The organism is Streptomyces sp. 351MFTsu5.1 (assembly GCF_000383655.1).
Classification (GTDB): Bacteria; Actinomycetota; Actinomycetes; order Streptomycetales; family Streptomycetaceae; genus Streptomyces; species Streptomyces griseorubiginosus.
Genome location: NZ_KB911776.1, coordinates 307,062 through 323,305, shown reverse-complemented (window position 1 = coordinate 323,305; position 16,244 = coordinate 307,062). Strand labels below are relative to the sequence as shown.

The following is a 16,244-nucleotide window of genomic DNA, read 5'->3' as shown; positions in this document are numbered from 1 at the left end:
CCCGTCCTCAGGAGTTGTCGTCGCCGGCGACGGCGGTGAAGACGGACTTCTTGTTCACGGTCACCACATCGGTGTCGCCGATGATGCGGGTTTCGCCTGAGGGCAGCTCCTGAGAGAGCTGGAAGTCCAGCTCGATCTCCACACCCTGGGCGATCGCGGCCTCCTTGATCTGGAGGCCGGTGACTCTGGGGCCGATGATCGCCACGGCCTTGTTATTGACCGTGATGGCGACCGAGTGTCCCTTGCCAGAAGACTGCACATCCGCCTGCTCTACTGTGCTGCCCATACTCCACTCTCCTTGATCACAATTGCAGGAACGACTCTCAATTGCTAGAGTCGAACAGTGCCAACATAGACGCTCGATTGCGAGATTGCAATCAGCTGGAGACTCCATGAGCAAAAAGGGATGGTTTGATGCTGAAGGCTTCTATGCGGCCCTGGACGCCGCGCGGCTCGCGCGAGGCCTCAACTGGAAGCAGGTGGCTGCAGGTTCAGGAGTGAGCGCCTCCACGCTGACCCGAATGGCCCAGGGCAAGAGGCCAGACGTGGATGGGCTTGCAGCGCTGTGCGCGTGGTCCGGTCTCGACGCGGACGACTTCGTCCGTTCCGAGGGCGAGGACAGGCCAACGGCGGACCCGCTGGCAATGATCTCCACCTATCTCCGCAGCGACCGCAACCTCTCCCCGGAGTCGGCTGCAGCGCTGGAGGAAGTCATCAAGATCACTTACGAACGGCTGCGTCAAAAGGACTAAGGCAACATGGCGTTTCGACGGGGCTTCAAAACCGAAGCCAACTCTCTCGCCCTCGAAGTTCGGTCAGAGCTCCGCCTCGGAGCTCTCGACCGGCTCGACCCCTTCGTCCTTGCAGATCACCTAGCGATTCCTGTCCTCGCGCTCTCCACCATGGCCGCAGCATCACGGGGCGCCAACCATTTGCTCAACGAGGATCCCGACGCCTTCTCAGCGGTCACCGTCTTCGCTGGATCCAAGCGGACCATCGTGCACAACGACAGCCACTCCAACGGCAGGATCAGCAGCAACATCACTCACGAAGCCTCGCACGGGCTCCTGCACCACCGCCCTACTCCGGCTTTGGACGACCGAGGTTGTCGCCTCTGGGATCAGGACATCGAGGACGAGGCACAGTTCCTCTCCGGGGTCCTCCTGGTCCCGGAAGACGCGGCCCTCGCCATCGCAAGGGGACGATTCACAAAGCCCGAGGCTGCGGCACGCTTCGGCGTCAGCGAGCAGATGATCCAGTACCGGTTGAACATCACTGGAGCTGTCAGCCGAGTCAACCGTGCCCGCGGGGCCGGCCACCGATTCCGCTAAGGACGAGTTGGCTGTCCGCATCGACGTTGCCCCGGCGACCATGAGCGCATGTCGCGAACCCGCCGAAGTACCGTGGCGCCGAGGCGAAGTTCGTCCTGCCGCTGAGCGTAACCAGGACATGCACCGTGGCGTGCCGTGCCGCTTCGTTCAACCGCGCTCGGCAGCCTCTGCCAACAGAGCGGACCCAACAAGCCCATCGCTTCCCTCCCCCAGACCTTCAAACCGTGATTGCAGCGTCGGCGAGCGGCAATGTCCAGGCATCTCTGGTGAAGCTGCCGAGTTCTTGCCTGTGTAGCTTCGCAAGGGTCACTAGGCTGGCTTCTCCTCCGCTTGGCGTGGAGGGGCTTGTTGTGGGGGAGGACGTCGGCTGGCCGCGCCGGTGCAATGCGCAGACTCGGGTGCGGGCCATGTCCGACTGCGTGCAAGGGGGCATAGGTGATGGAAAGTGGACAGGGGCAGCGCGGGGAGCGCGTATTGGCACAGGCTGCCGCGATTTTCTCTTCTCGCTCGGACATCGGTGCGACGGAGTTGCTCCGCGCGGTTGAGAAGTTGGATTTCGAGCAGACGGAGGACGGGTATACAACGGCCACCAACTGGCACGACTACTACTGGGCTGCAGTCTTCTACATCGACCCGGTGGACTTCCCCAGCTTCGGCGACGAGGTCCTGGACCACTTGCTTCCAACGATCGCTGAAGTGGCCAGTCAGAACGGCCGACCGGACATCGACCGCATCCTGGTCAAGCCATCTCTTCCTGCCCCGAACGAGCACTGGCGGCAAGCGTTGGAAGGAGGACAGGCGTCGGCGCTCCTCCAGCCGCAGGACATACGCATGGCCGAGGGCCAACGAGCTCGCATCACCGAGGTCACCCGTATGCGGCTCTTCGACACCCTTCGACTGCAGAATGTCGACTGGGCCGGAAGGTTGGAAGAAGCAGAGTTCCTCAAACGAATCTTCGCTTTGGATGCGTTTGCAAGCTACGACTCACGATTCAAAACGGCTGAAGGCGACATTTATCAGCACCGCTCTAACAATGACGACTGGGAAGCGGACTGGGTCTTCACCGACGAGCGATTCGGACTGAGCAGCGGACCAGACACCGTCCTTCTGCGCTTCCTCTCCGAAATGCTGCACCCTGTTGTGCGGGCTGACGCGGACGAGCTGCGAGAGCTGCAGGAACTGTTCAACACCCTGTTGGCCCGAGACGGTTACACGCTCGTCCCTGTCGACTCCATCAGCGGTCACCCCATCTACGGTGGGCGCCGCATTCCCGTACAGGCGCGGCCCATGATCCTTAGCCCGTCCCAGCCGACGGCCAACCCCACGTCTGCGGCTGAGATGGGCACTTCGCCGTACGACTTGGTACGCGCTCAAGCCCGCGGCGACCGGAAGGACTACCGCCTCGATCGCCTTCCTATGGAGGAAGGCGGACAAGCACAAGTCTTCCGTGCTGTACACAAGCCGACCGAAGCCGAAGTCGCTTTCAAACGTCGGAGCTCAGAACGTGAAACACCCGCCGCACGGATGCGCCGAGAGATCGAGATTTCCCAGCTCCTCGGTCGGCATCCCCACTACATGCCCATCCTCGACTCCAACCCGGAAGACGGATGGCTCGTCATGCCAATGGCACAGGCGACTGCCGAGGACCGACGCGACGACCTCAAGGACCCTGCACAACTGCGTGCTCTGATCGAGGCGCTGATGGACGTACTGGAACTTGCTCACACTCACGACTGGCTCCACCGCGACGTCAAACCGTCGAACATTCTGCTACTGGACAGCAGATGGACTCTTGCCGACTGGGGGATCGTCCGGCGGCCGAGAGGCCAGACCACAAAGGCCGGACGTACCCGCTTCGAGATCGGCACAGAGGGCTTCGCAGCACCTGAACTCTTCGTTGCCGCCCACGAAGCAACACCAGCCGCCGACATCTATGGCATCGGACGCGTCATTGCGTGGGCGCTTACAGGCAAGTACCCACAGACGAATGTGCAGCTCCTGCCTCCCCCGGGCCCGTGGAGGAACGTGACTCGAGTCGCCACCCATCCCGACCCCAAGCAGAGGTCCCAGACCGTCCAGGATCTCCGCGAACTGATCAACCGGGAGCTCACTGAACCAGCGGAACCGCCGACAGAACGAGCAAAGCGGCTGTGGGAACGGACACGCGCCGGTGACCCGGCAGCGGTGACGTCCCTGCTCGAACTGATCGCGGACCATCCAGAAGACTATGAGCTGTACCTCAAAACGCTGACTGGTCTCCCGGCCGAACAGGCAGGTCCCTGGCTGTCCCGCAACGTCCAAGGAAGCGAACGCCTCTTCAAGGCCATGGCCGACCATGCCGATGGCCCAGGAACACGACGGGTCCAGTTCGTTGAAGCTGCCCGAGCCGCGATGTGGCTTCACACCATTGCGAATTTCGCCGCAGCGAAGGACGACTGGGACCTCCTTGACGAGTCCACTCGCACGATGTGCACCTGGGACGCCGCGTGGGACCAGTGGAATGCCCAAGACCGGATCGCACCGTGGCTGCGCTCACTGTCGGGCCAGGCAGCCCAACTCGTAGCAGCGGTTCTACGCGATCACCCGCGCTCTGCGCGGCACTTTTCCGGCTTGGCACAGGACGGAACCGTGGATCTTCGCATTCGGGAGGCGATTCGTGTGGCTGTGGAGACGCAACAGCCGTAAGGGATGCATGAACGGGCGCGTCATCCCGTGATCCTCCGAGCAGCAGCCCCGGTGATCTCTCCGGGGCTGTAGGTTCGCAGCAGCTTGTTAAGTGCGCAGTCCAACTGTGCTCGGCGAGTGGACCGGTCACGAGCCAGAGCCTCTGCAATCGCCTGCTCCAAGCAGACCTCCGGCGTTCGCTGCTCGGCGGCCGCCAGCCTCTGAACCTGCCCATGCACTTCCTCGCTCATCGGGATGCTCATGAGGTACTTCCCGTCGGGCCCCGGATAGAGGGTGCAGAGCACATCGATGGGGAGGGCGTCCTCCAGCCGTCTCCAGATCTTTCTCACGGCTCCACGTTCGTCCTTGGCGGTCACCAGCACGACGAGCCGTTTCCGATCGTCGGCAGCCGCCAGCAGCAAGTCACTTTCCTGCTGTGCGGCCCTGAGTTCGGCGGCATCGACGGTGTGGGTCAGGGTGATCTCGATGGCGTGCACGGTCACTGGTCGCTCTCCCTGCCGGGGTTCAGACGTGCGAGATGGCTTGGCCCCTGGTCGCGCTGTCCGGGCCCGAAGGCCACGGTCGAGTCAGACCACTACTCGAGCGAGATCTCTCCGTCCGGCAGCCACCCCTCCCAGTAGCCGTCCATGAAGTCGAGCAGTTCGGCGGGTTCGACCACCGCGTCGGCTTACCGCAACTCGGCCGTTGTCCACCAGCAAGCCTCCGGGGCGAGTGCAAAGCGGACGGATGGCGGCCAGCTGTCCACGGCAGAGCGGACTACGAGGACGTACTGGATCCCGCGGGGTGCGTCCCTGCGGGCGAGCCGGCCAATGAGCGGCGAGATTCGCAGTGGCGGAAGGTGCGCGACCTTCCGCAGATGGCGAGTTGCCGACCGACGGCAAGTCTCGCCGGAACGCATGGGGACCGTCGGCAGGGTCCAGCAGTTCTCCTCGTCGGGTCCGTACGGGATCAGCAGGAGCGTGCGCTTCGAGGAGTCGATGACGACGGGGCGTACTACGTCGTAGTCATCCAGCTGGGTGTCGTTCATGCTCCAACGTTTCCATGGTGCTATTCGAATAACACAATGGAAGCGTCCTGACGGGTGACACGCCCCCGGCCGGGATGAGTAAACGCCGACATGCCTCGGTCACTCACACTGGTGGTCCGCCCTCAAGCCACGGTTCGACAGAGCGCATCTGCCACAGGATTCGCGACGTGAGCACCGTGAAGAAGACCGTGCAGAAGCGTCGCCCACCGCGCCCGACGCTGACAGGACCAGTGGTTCAACCGATCCCCGGGGAGTCGCTGACCAGCTGGGTGGGTGAGCTGGCCCGTCAACAGGATGTCGAGATGAAGCCGCTCCTGCGGGAACTTCACCTCGACAGGCTGGGTGGGCTCGCCGGGGCCGAAACGCGGTTGTCCGATCCTGTGGTCCGGCGGATGGAGAAGCTGACCGGGATCGACGCCGAGCGCCTGCACGCGATGACCCTCGCACGCTACGCCGGCAACGCTCTGCCGCATCTACCGCTGTTCGCTTCTGACGGCGTGGCAGTTCAGCAGTGGCAAAAAGGGGCGTGGCTCCACCGTTCGCAGGCACGCTGGTGCCCCAGGTGCCTGCGCAACGGCAGTAGCTCGCGCTGGCTCCTGCGCTGGAAGCTGCCCTGGTCGTTCGCGTGCGTTGATCACGCCGTCTACATGGTGACCGAATGCCAGTCCTGCTGGGACACCGTCGATTTCCGGCACGACGCGCCACCCCCGCGAAACTGCGACAACATGACCGACGAGGGCGAATGGACTTACGACCTCAGGGAACCTTGCGGACACTCGCTGGCCATGTGCCAGCCGGCGCCCGTCAGCGACGCCTCCGTCTTGACCTTGCAGGAACGCGTCAACTCGTGGCTCGACGGAACACCCACGCATGACGACAGACAGCTCGTAGCGCTCGCGGCCGTACTGATCCCACTCCTTTCGCCGTCGATGGTGCGCCGCGGTGATCCCCTACTGCGATATGCAGTGCGCTCACCGCGGGGCACCGCACAGCACAAGAGGAACGGCAAAAGGCCGTGGACCGATTCGCTTCGGGTGGCGGCTTCGGTGTATGCGGCAGACCAGCTTCTGGACCGCGGATGTGCAGCCGACTACATCGCTGACCGGATCTTCGACCTCCGCCTTATCGATCACCGGCGGAGACCATGGCGCATCGACATCGCGGAGCTGGCGTACGGGCCTGGGTTGCGGCCCAATCCCTTCGTCGAGCCGCTGGTGCGTCGCGGGCTGATCACTGTCGGCGGCTGGCTCTGATCGGACCAGCGCCGCAGCTTCGGCGAACGGCTGTCAGTACAGCGGCCGGACGCCGTCGTACGCACCGCTGCCAGCCGGTGGTGGCGCGGGCGCACCGGGGTCGGTCCTGAGCACGTAACAACAAGGTGGCCGCTGATGTAAGCGCGGTTGCCGTTGCTCAAGGCCCGCGGCCTCCGCCACCCCCCACCGTGGACAGCAGTTCTCCGGTGTGCGGGCGGCGGGCGGAGAGGTCGATCGCGGAGAAGGGCCCGTTGTGGATGCGCAGGGCGAGAAGTCGCGGTGGAAGCATGGAGATGCCCTCCTTTCCTGCGCTGATGCGTGTCGTGAGAACAGCAGTCATCGCAGGAAAGGAGGGCATCTCCAGGGTGGATCCAGGCTCAGTGGGCCATCACGGGCTCGCCCTCGGACGGCTCCAGGGCCCGGTTCGGGATCAGGAGCGCGGCGATCACCGCACCGACCACGAAGAATCCGGAGCCCCAGGCCAGGGTGGCCGTGTAGCCCTCGACCCCGGCCTGCGCCGCGGCCAGCGCGCTGGGCTTGTGCGACGTCAGGTAGTCGGTCGCGGCCGACGAGGCAACGGTGGTCAGCAGCGCCGTACTGATCGAGCCGCCCACCTGCTGACCGGTGTTGATCAGCGCCGAGGCGACACCCGAGTCCTCGTGGTGCAGGCCTGAGGTCGCCCCCTGGAACGCGGTGGTCATCACCGCGCCGATGCCGAGACCCATCAGGATCATGCCGGGCATGATGTGGGCGGCGTAGGTGCTGTCCAACTCGATCTGGGTCAGCATGGCCATACCGACTGCGGCGACCAGGAAGCCGGCGGTGATCACGATCTTAGGGCCGACCCTGGGCAGCACCAGCACAGGCATGGTGGTCGACGAGGCGACGACGGCCGCGACCATCGGCAGGTACACCAGACCGGTCTTGATCGGCGAGTAGCCGAGGCTGGCCGCGAAGTAGTAGGTCAGGAACAGGAAGATCGAGAACATCCCCATGCCGATGACGAACACCGCCATGAACGAACCACCGCGGGTCCGGTCCAGCACGACGCGCAGCGGCAGCAGCGGATGCGCGACCCTGGTCTCCAGCCAGACGAACACCGCGAGCAGCACCGCGCCGGTGATCATGGAGCCGAGCGCTACCGGGTCGGTCCAGCTGGTGGACTCGACGTGCGCGAACCCGTAGACGACGGCGAACAGCGCGGCACTCACCACCAGGATGCCAGGAATGTCGAGTTTGGGCTTCTTGGTGATCGCGGGCTTGGCCAGCAGCAGCAAGGCACCGATCAGGGCGGGGACCGCGAAGACGACGTTCACGTACATCACCCAGCGCCACGACGCCCATTCGGTGAGCATGCCGCCGACCAGCAGCCCGACCGCGCCGCCCGCCCCGCCCAAGGCACTGAAGATACCGAAGGCCTTCGCCCTTTCGGACGGTTCGGTGAAGGTCACGCTGAGCAGGGAGAGCGCCGCGGGCGCGAGCAGTGCGGCGAAGAGACCCTGGGCCACACGTGCCGCGACGAGGATCTCGAAGCTGCCGGCCGAGCCGCCGACGACGGACGCGGCCCCGAAACCTGCCAGGCCGATCACGAAGAGGGTACGTCGGCCCAACAGGTCACCCAGTCGGCCGCCGAGGAGCAGCAGGCTGCCGAACGCCAGAGCGTAACCCGTGATGACCCACTGCCGGCTGCCGTCGCTGAAGCCAAGATCCTGCTGCGCCTCGGGCAGCGCGATGTTCACGACGGTCGCGTCGAGCATGACCATGAGCTGTGCCATGCCTATGACGGCCAGCACCCACCAGCGCACGGCATGTGAGCCGCGAAGGCCCGAGTCTTTCTTCCCGGAGGCGGGCGCCTCGTGGTCGATGCTGGTACTCATTTTCTTCCCTTGCTTGGTGGGCATGACTGAAAGCCGTCTGGAATCTGATGGGTTTCCTCGCCGGTGAAGGTGAGGGTGGTGGCTGGGGATTTCAGCCCTGGAGGGCCGCGTCGGTGTCCGCGATGGCCAGCTTCTTGTTGATGTCGATGCCTGCCAGTGCTCCGGCCGCTGCGGAGGCACCGACCTGGGCGACCGGATCGGTGACGTTGCCGGCCACCCACACACCCGGCACCTCGGTGGTGCCGTCCGGGCCGGAGGCGAAAGCGCGGCCCACATTCGGCAGGTCCCGCACCGGCAGGCCCAGTCCTTCCAGGCCCTGGGTTCGGGCCTGCATCTGCGGGACGACCGCGAGGACGCGGCGGGCCACGACCTGGCCGTCAGCCAGGCGCACCCCGGCGAGGGCGCCGTCCGCGTCGTCGACGATCTCGGTGACCGGGGTGTCGATGACGCGGATGCCGCGGGCGGCGAAGCGGGCGCGGGTGTCCTCGTCCAGGTCGGTGCCGTGGGTGAAGTAGGTGAGGTCCTCAGTCAACTGCCGGAACAACAACGCGGGGCCGATGGAAGCCGGGCTGGTGGCGAGGATACCGATGGGCTGGTCGCGCACCTCCCAGCCGTGGCAGTAGGGGCAGTGCAGCACACTGTGCCCCCAGTGCTTGGCGAGCCCGGGCACCTCCGGAAGCACATCCTTCAGGCCGGTGGCCACCAGGACGCGGCGGGCGGTGATGCCACGGCCGTCGGCCAGGGTGACGGTGAACCGCAGGTCCCCGTCTGCCGCCGGGGCGGCAGGCTCGGCCGAGACCACCTTGCCGTGGACGACGCGTCCCCCGTACTGGCGCACCTGCTCCCGGCCCCGTCGAAGGATCTCGGACGGTGGGGTGCCGTCGAGGGCGATGAGGCCGTGCACGGCATCGGCGGGCGCGTTGCGAGGGGAGCCACTGTCGATCACGACGACCGAGCGGCGGGAGCGGGCCAGGATCAGTGCACCGTTCAGCCCCGCGGCGCCCCCGCCGATCACCACCGCGTCGACGGTCCCCTCGGCCAGGGCGTCGCTCGCGTACGCAGAAGTCGTCATAGCTGTCGCCTCCTGCTTTTCCTTTTCGGTCATGGTTCGCTCAACCCTTCGAGTTCCGGGTGGTTTGCAGGGGCCAGCTGTTCAGGAAGTCCAGGAAACAGGCGGGCACGCAGCCCATTCGGTGAGCTCAGGACCGTTGTGTACTGGACTGTCAGAAACCTAAGCGGTTCTGTACTGAGATGTCAAGTAAGGCAGGTCGCCCCTCGTTCGCCACGATGATGCCCGGAATGTCGAGTTTGGACCTCTGAGTGATCGCGGGCTTGGCCAACAGCGGTAAGGCGCCGATCGGGGCGCTCGATGGCTACGGGCCCGTAGATGCCGGCGGAGTCTTCGCCGGGGCGAACAGCAGAAGACCGCAGGGCCACGCTCTGATCGAGACTCAGCTGGTGCTGGAGCGCCGTGCCGAGTACCCGATCAAGTGCCGCGGCGGTGCCGACTGAATCCAAGCTGCGCGGAGCAGGCGGTGCAGCATGGCCCGGGGGGCGACGGTCGGCCTCCCCAACTCACGCTCCAGTACGGCCCCGCCCATCCGGGCCAGCCAGCCGCCTTCGGGTCCTGGACGCCTTCGTGCGGAAGCTCATCTACAAGTGGGCAACCCGCACACACCCACATGCCGAAGCCCCGGTCACCGCCCGCCACCTCGGCATGTTCAGCAGGGCCAGGCGAGGCCATGGGGGGCTTCGGCGGCCGCGACAACCGCCGCTACCTCGCCAAGTTCTCCTGGACCAAGATCGTCTGGGGCTCGTCGAGGGGCCAGGGACGGATGAACGTCGGCGGTGAGAACCTCGCAGTGAGCGCCGCCCACCCCGCCCGCTGTAGCGGGCGGGGTGGGCGCTGAGGTGAGAGGCGAAGCCGGGTCAAGGGACGAGGCGGCGACGGCGGTGAGCCGTGGGCCTCACAGTTCGTCCTTGATGTTGGAAGTAACGGGTCGGATGGCGAGCGCGACCATCAGGACGGCGGCAGCGGCCGAGCGGTCGCGGATGTCGCCCCAGCCGACCGTGTGCACCCAGTTCAAGGCGCCGCCGGGGTTGGTGAAGACCCGGCTGATGCCGCGCCAGTTGCGGATCAGCTCGATGTAGCGGGCCATGCGGGTCTGGCCGCCGGTGGTGAGCTGATGGCCGAGGTCGGCGGCGATCGGGCGGAAGCGGGTGCCCTCAGAGATGGCCATGATCAGGCGGAGGATGCCGGCCGACTTGTTCCTCACGTAGTTCGCCGGCGCATGCGACGGGTTCTGATGCAGGTCGAAGACGGCCTGCCGGAGGTTCTGGTGGCTCAGGCTGAGGTCCTCCAGCGACGTGTTGGCCGATCTGGCGAGGTCGTTGTAGTTCTCGTGGCCGTTCATGTCGCCGTACTGCGTAAATCCGTTCTGCGTGGGGCTCAGGACGGCCGCGGGTATGTCCTCGGGGTGGTCGCGGCTGAGCGGGATGTACACATTGCCGGCCTGGGGCGAATAGAAGTGCCACCCGACGACGTACATGTCGCTGACTCTGATGATCAGGTGGATGGTCGCACCGGCTGTCGTCACCGTGAGGTCGATGTACGCGTGGTCAGCGCCGGCGCCCGGGGTGACGTCGACGGCGAGGTTACGGCCGCCCCGCTGGACGTTCACCCGGTGACCGCCGTGCGCGTCGATGATGGACCGCAGGTGGCTGATCGTGTGGGCGTAGCCCTCCCCGCTGGCGTCGACGTCCCAGTGGGCGAGGTACCAGGTCGAGGCCGAGAGTTCGGTGTCCTTGGTGCTCAGGTTGAGAGTGCTGGACGCCTTCGAGGACGTCGAGTGCGTATGCGAGGGGTCGGCCAGCGCGAACGCGCCGACCACGAGAGCGGGCACGGCGAGCGACGTGCCCACGCGCTGCAACAGACGAGAGGCCATGGGAGGTCTCCGTTACGTGAGAGAGGGACGGGTTCCGGAATTCCGGATTCCTGTCGATCGTCAGGGCCGGAATGTTGTCCGGCGAGCCCCTTCCAACACCCAGAACAATCCGGGGGCACAGCGAAGTGCCCGCCGGCGTCGGGCCGGCGGGCACTTCGGATCTCAGGGGTGCCGCCACGGGTCAGTGGCAGTCGCTGTACTTGTTGGCACGCCCGTGGAGGATGAAGCGGAACTGCGGCTGCTTGCTGCTGTTGAGGACGTTCGCCGTGCCGTCGTAGTAGTAGTCGTGGTCCACGAGGGCCCGGTAACCGTAGCCGCCCCACACCTGGGAGGTGTGGTAGCCGTTGCCGTCCTTGACGGTGTTCCATGTGAAGCTGTCCAGCCAGAAGTGCGGGTTGACCCGCACCACGCGCATGATGGGCCTCGCGCCGAACCATTCCGTCCTGCCAGCCGGGACGCTCATGCCGACAGTGCGCGACCAGCCGACGGACTTGCCGTAGGACCACGAGTACGAGAACTCGGCGCCGGCGCCGACATCAAACAGCTTGCCGATGGAGCGCTCGCCAACGATGGAGCCGCCCACCGTCTTGGTGGTGATCGTCGTGGTGGTGTAGCTCTGGGAGACGTTGTAGTTGAGGGGGCCGCCGTTGTCGCAGTTGCTTGCCGTCTCGGACCAGGCTGTTTCGTCCCCCTCTTTCGTCCAGGAGGACGACTGGGGGTAGTAGCAGTGGCCCTTGAGAATCTTCCAGTTCGGGTTCAGGTAGTACTTGATCGATCGAGCCGGGCCGACCTGGTCGTAGACCGGGGACCTGTACTGGTAGCTCTTGTCGTAGAGCTCGTGCGTGGCGGTGTTGTAGAACCAGACGCTCTGGCCGCCCCGGTTGGAGCCGTCCTGGCAGATGCTCGGGAGCAGGTTGTCCCATTTCCCGTTGAGGTCCGTCTCGTTGGCCGCGCTCGCGGGCGTGGCGGAGGCCAGGCCCAGGCCACTGAACGCCAGGCCGCAGGCTGCGACGGTGAGCAACCACTTCTTGACAGGGGTGCGGATCATTTTCGAATTCCTTAGCTCGGTGACCAACCGTGCGTGAGATCGAGAGGTGATGATCAGTGCGGGTGAGAGTGATCTTTAGCGGCCGTGAGTTGTCCGGCAACCCGGTTCATGGGCGTAAACAAACAGGTCAGCGACGCGTTCCCTGGAATCCGGCCCGTCGTGTCACGCGCGCGATCGCGGGAGCTGGAACGGCATACGTGTCACGCCACGCCACGGTCAGGGAACGCCAGCCGTCAGGGAATGCAGTGGTCACTGTGGACGGGGTGTGTCGCAGACAGGGTGGTAGGGCGCGTCGGGGATGTACAGGTGCCATTGGGCCGCGGTGAAAGTGGTGCCGGTGCGTGCGCAGGCCTGGGTGATGGCGTGGGAGGGGGTGATGCGGTACCGCTGGAGCGGGGTGTGGTCGCTGGTGGCGTAGAGGGTGGCGCTGTCGGGGCTGAAGGCGAGGGAGCGGATCGGCTCGCCGGGGGTGGGCAGGTTGCCGCCGAGGGGTTGTTGGGTGGCGGTGTCCCACAGCTGGAGGGTGCCGGAGTCGCCGGCGACAGCGAGGGTCCTGCCATCGGGGCTGAAGGCAAGGGCGTTGACCGCTTCAGGGGTGTCACCGAGCGCCGCCGGGAAGAGGTTCGGCAGGACGCCCGTGCGGTGGTGGAGAGTTCCGTCCCACAGCGCCACGCGGCCGGTCATGTCACCCGCCGCCATGCGGGAGCCGTCCGGGCTGAAGGCCACGGCGTTGATCTGCTCGCCCTGACTGAGGGTGCGCCGGGTGACCGGGCCGGACGGCAGCTCGGTGAAGTCCACGTCTCCCGCGAGCAGCCGGCCGTCGGGGCGAACGGCCAGGTGGACACTGCCGAGGTCGTAGAGCATGGCCGCTCTGCTGCGGCGTGCGGTGTTCCACACCTCGCCGCTCACACGACCGATGCCGCGCGTCCTGGAGGCCAGCAGTGTCCGGCCGCCGGGACCGAGCACGACCGTGAGGACCGCTTCGGTGGATGACTGGTGCGCCAGGTCCAGCGTGGTCCGTTCGCGGTTGCGGATCAGGTCCCAGATGACAAACCGCTGGGGGGAGGTTTCGCGGCCCGTGGCGGAGACGCTGTAGGTGAAGGCCGTGCTGTCGGGGCTGAAGGCCATCAGCGACATGGTGTCCTGTGTGTCCAACTCCACGGCCGGCTCGGCGGGATCGAGCGACGCGGGCAACGGGAGCGAGGGCAGCGTACGGATCAGGTGCCCGTCACGGGTGTCGCGCAACTGGAACCGGTAGCCGCTCCCGGACCGCTCGGCGGTCGCGAGCGTGCCGCCGTCCGGGCTGAGCAGCGCGTTTTCCAGGGGGTGGCTGCTCCACGGGGCGGTGAGGGCCGCCCCGAGGTCGAGGGAGTGGACGGTGCTGCCTTCGAGGTAGCGCAGAATCGGCCGACCGGGATCCCAGGCGAGACCGCCGCGGAGCAGCTGGCCGTTCAGAGGATGGCGGAACACCGGGGCATTGGGGGCAGACAGCCGCCACGCCATGATCTCGTCATGTCCTGAGACCGCCAGGAATGCCCCGTCGTGGCTGAAGGCGATGTTCTGGATGTCCGGTTCAGCGATATCGGCGAATTGCCGTCCGGAAGCGGTGTCCCAGACGCGCACGCCCGCGGACGAGACGGCGGCGAGCCGGGCGCCGCCGTCATCGAACGCGAGCCACGAGTCGTCGTCGTCACAGTGGTTCGCTCCGGGACTTTGCCAGCCGCCGGGGAGGCTGCGGTGGCGGACGATGTCCCGGACCGTCATCGGACCGCCTTGGGGGCAGACGGCCACCAGCCGACCGTCCGAGCTGAGGGCCACGTTCGTCGGGTCGGCCGCCGCCGTCCGGAACAGCACCCGGCCGTCCGCGACGGAACGCATCTGCACCTGATCGTCTTCGAGGTGGCTCACCAGGTAACTGCGGTTGCTGGAACCGAAGCTGGGAATGTCCGACGACGGCAGACGCTGCCCGGTACCGGTCCACTTCCCGGCCGACACGTCCCACAGGCCCGCGCCGCTGTCCACATCGACGGCCAGCACCCGGCCATCCGGACTGGCCCCTGTCACCTGGCCGTCCGGCAGTAGCCCCGAGGCGATACGGCGGTGCGTGACCACGTCCCAGGTCCGCCACTCCCGGCCGTTCGAACTGAGCAGCGTACGGCCGGAATCGACGAGCAGGCGCACGGCTCCGCTGCCGAACCCGGAGTCGGTGAAGGCGTCCAGTTCGGTCTGGGCGGCGGCGCCGAGCAGAGCCGAACGGGTTTCGGGGAGAGGGGCGATCCGCCAGGCGGCGACGCTGAGCAGCATGGCGGTCCTGGGGTCGGTCGTCCGCGTCGCGTCGGCCACCGCGGCGACCCGGCGGGCCGCCGTGTCGGTCGCTTCCTGCCGGCTGGTCCGGTGCTGCTGCCAGGCGACCAGGCCGGCGATCAGCGCCACAGCCAGGGTGGCGGAGAGCGCGGCGACGAGGCGACGTGCCCTACGGGTGGTCCGGGTGGCGGCCCGGCGTTCGGCTTCGCGGGCATCGAGCGCGGCGGTGAGGAACGCCCGCTCGGAGGAGGTCAGCTCGCCGTGCTGCCCGGGCCCCCCGAAGAACTCCTCAGCGCGTACCAGGTGGGTGCCCCGGTACAGGGTTCCGGGGTCGCGGCCGAGTTCCTGCCAGGTGCGGGCGGCCTCGGTGAGGCGCCGGTGGTGGCGCAGCCGCTCGCGGTCCTCGTCGATCCAGCCGCGCAGCCGCGGCCAGCAGCTGATCAGGGCCTCATGGGCGAGTTCCACGCCGTCCGCGTCCGCGGTCACCAGCCGGGCGCGGGCCAGTTCCTCGACGACCGCGGGCACCTCGGGGTCCGCCCACTCCTCCAGTTCGGCACGCTTGACCGGGCGGCGTGTGTCCGCGGCGTCCTGTCCGGGTTCGATGAGCCGGAGCAGCACCTGCCGGGCCGTCCTTGCCTGGGCGGGCGACAGCTGTCCGTAGACCTGCTCGGCGGTGGCGGCGATCGCGCCGTGCACGCCGCCGACCGCTTCGTAGGCGGCCATCGTCAAGGTCCGGCCCCGGCGCCGCCGCCAGGTCTCCAGCAGGGCGTGCGAGAGCATCGGCAGCCCGCCGGGCTGATCGGCGACCTCTTCGACGAGCCTGGCGGTCAGCGCCCGCTCCACCAGCAGCCCGGCGGCCGCGGCCGGCTTGACGACCGCCTCCCGCAGCTCCGCCGGTGTCATTGGCCCGACCAGCAGTTGGGCGTCTCGCAGCGCGTCCACGAGCCCCCGGTGTTCGGCGCACCGCCCGTAGAAGTCCGCCCGCACCGCGATGACCACCCGCAACCGGCTGCCCGGCTCCCGGGCGGCCAGGAGCAGATCGAGAAACCGGGCCCGCTCGGCCCGGTCCCGGCACAGCGTGAATATCTCCTCGAACTGGTCGACGACGACCCAGCTGTCCGGCTCGCCCTCCTGCGGGGTCAGCAGCCGGCCATGCGTCGCCGCCGGAGTGGCCCCCGGGGTGAGCACCCGGAGTACGGCCGTGCCGCCCAGCTCCCGCACGGTCCGCTGAAGCAGCGGTATCAACCCGGCCCGCAACAGCGAGGACTTCCCGCTGCCGGACGCACCGAACACCACCGCGAACCGGTGCTCATGCACCAGATCCGACAACTGCGCCACAAGCCGGTCGCGGCCGAAGAACAGCCCGTGGTCACCGGGCTCGAACCGCACCAGCCCCCGGTAGGGCGCCTGCTGCTCCTTCTCCTCCTCGCGTGCTGCCGCCTCCTCGTCCGCTGCTTCCTCGGCCGCGGCCTTCCACCGCAGCTCCCACTTGGCCGAGTCCGCCCCGCACGCCTGCGCGTACGCCAGCACCACCGCCAGCGACGGCAGCCGCTCACCCGACGCCGCCTGCGCCAGCACGCTCACCGAGAAGTCCGTCCGCCCGGCCATCACCCGGTACGTCGGCTTCCCGGCCGCCTCGCGCAGCACCCGCAACTCATGAGCGAGACGCTGCAGAGCACCGGCCCGAGGATCCACCGGTCGCTCAGGGCGTCCCATAACCGCTCCGTTCACTCGCCTCGCACATGGCGCTTCCTCATGTCCTGACGGGAATGGG

At 67.0% G+C, this 16,244-nt stretch carries 14 protein-coding genes; 6 read left to right on the top strand and 8 right to left on the bottom strand.

Annotated features, from left to right (window positions below; genetic code table 11):
• Positions 1-7: 7 nt before the first annotated feature.
• Positions 8-286 carry a multiubiquitin domain-containing protein gene (locus H295_RS0104895; protein WP_020134214.1) on the bottom strand — a complete coding sequence of 93 codons (279 nt, stop codon included), beginning with the start codon at positions 284-286 and terminating at the stop codon, positions 8-10.
• A gap of 106 nt (positions 287-392) precedes the next feature.
• Between H295_RS0104895 and H295_RS0104890 the strand changes: the two genes are divergently transcribed.
• The 3 genes from H295_RS0104890 (at position 393) to H295_RS44675 (ending at position 4,016) form a co-directional block, all read left to right on the top strand.
• Positions 393-752: a helix-turn-helix domain-containing protein gene (locus H295_RS0104890; protein WP_028809054.1), complete on the top strand. Its 360-nt coding sequence runs from the start codon at positions 393-395 to the stop codon at positions 750-752.
• A gap of 6 nt (positions 753-758) precedes the next feature.
• Positions 759-1,331, top strand: coding sequence for an ImmA/IrrE family metallo-endopeptidase (locus H295_RS0104885; RefSeq protein ID WP_020134212.1), 573 nt, complete (start codon positions 759-761; stop codon positions 1,329-1,331).
• A 438-nt stretch (positions 1,332-1,769) separates the two neighbouring features.
• Complete coding sequence (locus H295_RS44675) at positions 1,770-4,016, top strand: protein kinase domain-containing protein (RefSeq protein WP_106960773.1); 2,247 nt, start codon at positions 1,770-1,772, stop codon at positions 4,014-4,016.
• 20 nt (positions 4,017-4,036) lie between these two features.
• Here H295_RS44675 and H295_RS0104875 read toward each other — a convergent pair whose 3' ends face one another.
• The gene (locus H295_RS0104875; RefSeq protein ID WP_020134210.1) at positions 4,037-4,498 is read right to left on the bottom strand and encodes a hypothetical protein; all 462 of its coding nucleotides are present in this window, start codon (positions 4,496-4,498) and stop codon (positions 4,037-4,039) included.
• 712 nt (positions 4,499-5,210) lie between these two features.
• On the opposite strand from H295_RS0104875, the gene H295_RS0104860 reads away from it, so the two are divergent.
• On the top strand, positions 5,211-6,296 hold the full coding sequence (locus H295_RS0104860; RefSeq protein ID WP_158691018.1) for a TniQ family protein: 1,086 nt from the start codon (positions 5,211-5,213) through the stop codon (positions 6,294-6,296).
• Between the two features lie 157 nt (positions 6,297-6,453).
• Here H295_RS0104860 and H295_RS46540 read toward each other — a convergent pair whose 3' ends face one another.
• From H295_RS46540 to H295_RS0104850, 3 genes are all read right to left on the bottom strand, one after another.
• Positions 6,454-6,585 carry a hypothetical protein gene (locus tag H295_RS46540; RefSeq protein ID WP_324606048.1) on the bottom strand — a complete coding sequence of 44 codons (132 nt, stop codon included), beginning with the start codon at positions 6,583-6,585 and terminating at the stop codon, positions 6,454-6,456.
• Positions 6,586-6,673: 88 nt separating this feature from the next.
• Positions 6,674-8,173, bottom strand: coding sequence for an MFS transporter (locus tag H295_RS0104855; protein WP_020134208.1), 1,500 nt, complete (start codon positions 8,171-8,173; stop codon positions 6,674-6,676).
• Between the two features lie 91 nt (positions 8,174-8,264).
• On the bottom strand, positions 8,265-9,245 hold the full coding sequence (locus tag H295_RS0104850; protein ID WP_020134207.1) for an NAD(P)/FAD-dependent oxidoreductase: 981 nt from the start codon (positions 9,243-9,245) through the stop codon (positions 8,265-8,267).
• Positions 9,246-9,505: 260 nt separating this feature from the next.
• On the opposite strand from H295_RS0104850, the gene H295_RS47105 reads away from it, so the two are divergent.
• Entirely contained in the window at positions 9,506-9,685 is a 180-nt protein-coding gene (locus tag H295_RS47105) for a hypothetical protein (RefSeq protein WP_158691017.1), read from the top strand.
• A gap of 230 nt (positions 9,686-9,915) precedes the next feature.
• Positions 9,916-10,083 carry a hypothetical protein gene (locus H295_RS47100; protein WP_020134205.1) on the top strand — a complete coding sequence of 56 codons (168 nt, stop codon included), beginning with the start codon at positions 9,916-9,918 and terminating at the stop codon, positions 10,081-10,083.
• Between the two features lie 57 nt (positions 10,084-10,140).
• Here the strand turns inward: H295_RS47100 and H295_RS0104835 are convergent, their stop codons facing one another.
• The 3 genes from H295_RS0104835 to H295_RS0104825 form a co-directional block, all read right to left on the bottom strand.
• Positions 10,141-11,118, bottom strand: a complete 978-nt coding sequence (locus H295_RS0104835) for a ribosome-inactivating family protein (RefSeq protein ID WP_078616565.1) — start codon at positions 11,116-11,118, stop codon at positions 10,141-10,143.
• A gap of 181 nt (positions 11,119-11,299) precedes the next feature.
• Entirely contained in the window at positions 11,300-12,166 is an 867-nt protein-coding gene (locus H295_RS0104830) for a hypothetical protein (RefSeq protein ID WP_020134203.1), read from the bottom strand.
• 249 nt (positions 12,167-12,415) lie between these two features.
• Positions 12,416-16,186 (bottom strand): PD40 domain-containing protein, encoded by a 3,771-nt coding sequence (locus H295_RS0104825; RefSeq protein WP_028809052.1) that lies wholly within the window; start codon positions 16,184-16,186, stop codon positions 12,416-12,418.
• Positions 16,187-16,244 lie beyond the last annotated feature (58 nt).

Bases quoted from the DNA above. Each gene is read 5' to 3' on its own strand.
- H295_RS0104885 (WP_020134212.1), top strand. From the start codon at position 759: ATGGCGTTTCGACGGGGCTTCAAAACCGAAGCCAACTCTCTCGCCCTC.
- H295_RS46540 (WP_324606048.1), bottom strand. From the start codon at position 6,585: ATGCTTCCACCGCGACTTCTCGCCCTGCGCATCCACAACGGGCCCTTC.
- H295_RS0104895 (WP_020134214.1), bottom strand. From the start codon at position 286: ATGGGCAGCACAGTAGAGCAGGCGGATGTGCAGTCTTCTGGCAAGGGA.
- H295_RS0104825 (WP_028809052.1), bottom strand. From the start codon at position 16,186: ATGGGACGCCCTGAGCGACCGGTGGATCCTCGGGCCGGTGCTCTGCAG.
- H295_RS47100 (WP_020134205.1), top strand. From the start codon at position 9,916: ATGGGGGGCTTCGGCGGCCGCGACAACCGCCGCTACCTCGCCAAGTTC.
- H295_RS0104830 (WP_020134203.1), bottom strand. From the start codon at position 12,166: ATGATCCGCACCCCTGTCAAGAAGTGGTTGCTCACCGTCGCAGCCTGC.
- H295_RS44675 (WP_106960773.1), top strand. From the start codon at position 1,770: ATGGAAAGTGGACAGGGGCAGCGCGGGGAGCGCGTATTGGCACAGGCT.
- H295_RS0104835 (WP_078616565.1), bottom strand. From the start codon at position 11,118: ATGGCCTCTCGTCTGTTGCAGCGCGTGGGCACGTCGCTCGCCGTGCCC.
- H295_RS0104855 (WP_020134208.1), bottom strand. From the start codon at position 8,173: ATGAGTACCAGCATCGACCACGAGGCGCCCGCCTCCGGGAAGAAAGAC.
- H295_RS0104850 (WP_020134207.1), bottom strand. From the start codon at position 9,245: ATGACGACTTCTGCGTACGCGAGCGACGCCCTGGCCGAGGGGACCGTC.
- H295_RS0104890 (WP_028809054.1), top strand. From the start codon at position 393: ATGAGCAAAAAGGGATGGTTTGATGCTGAAGGCTTCTATGCGGCCCTG.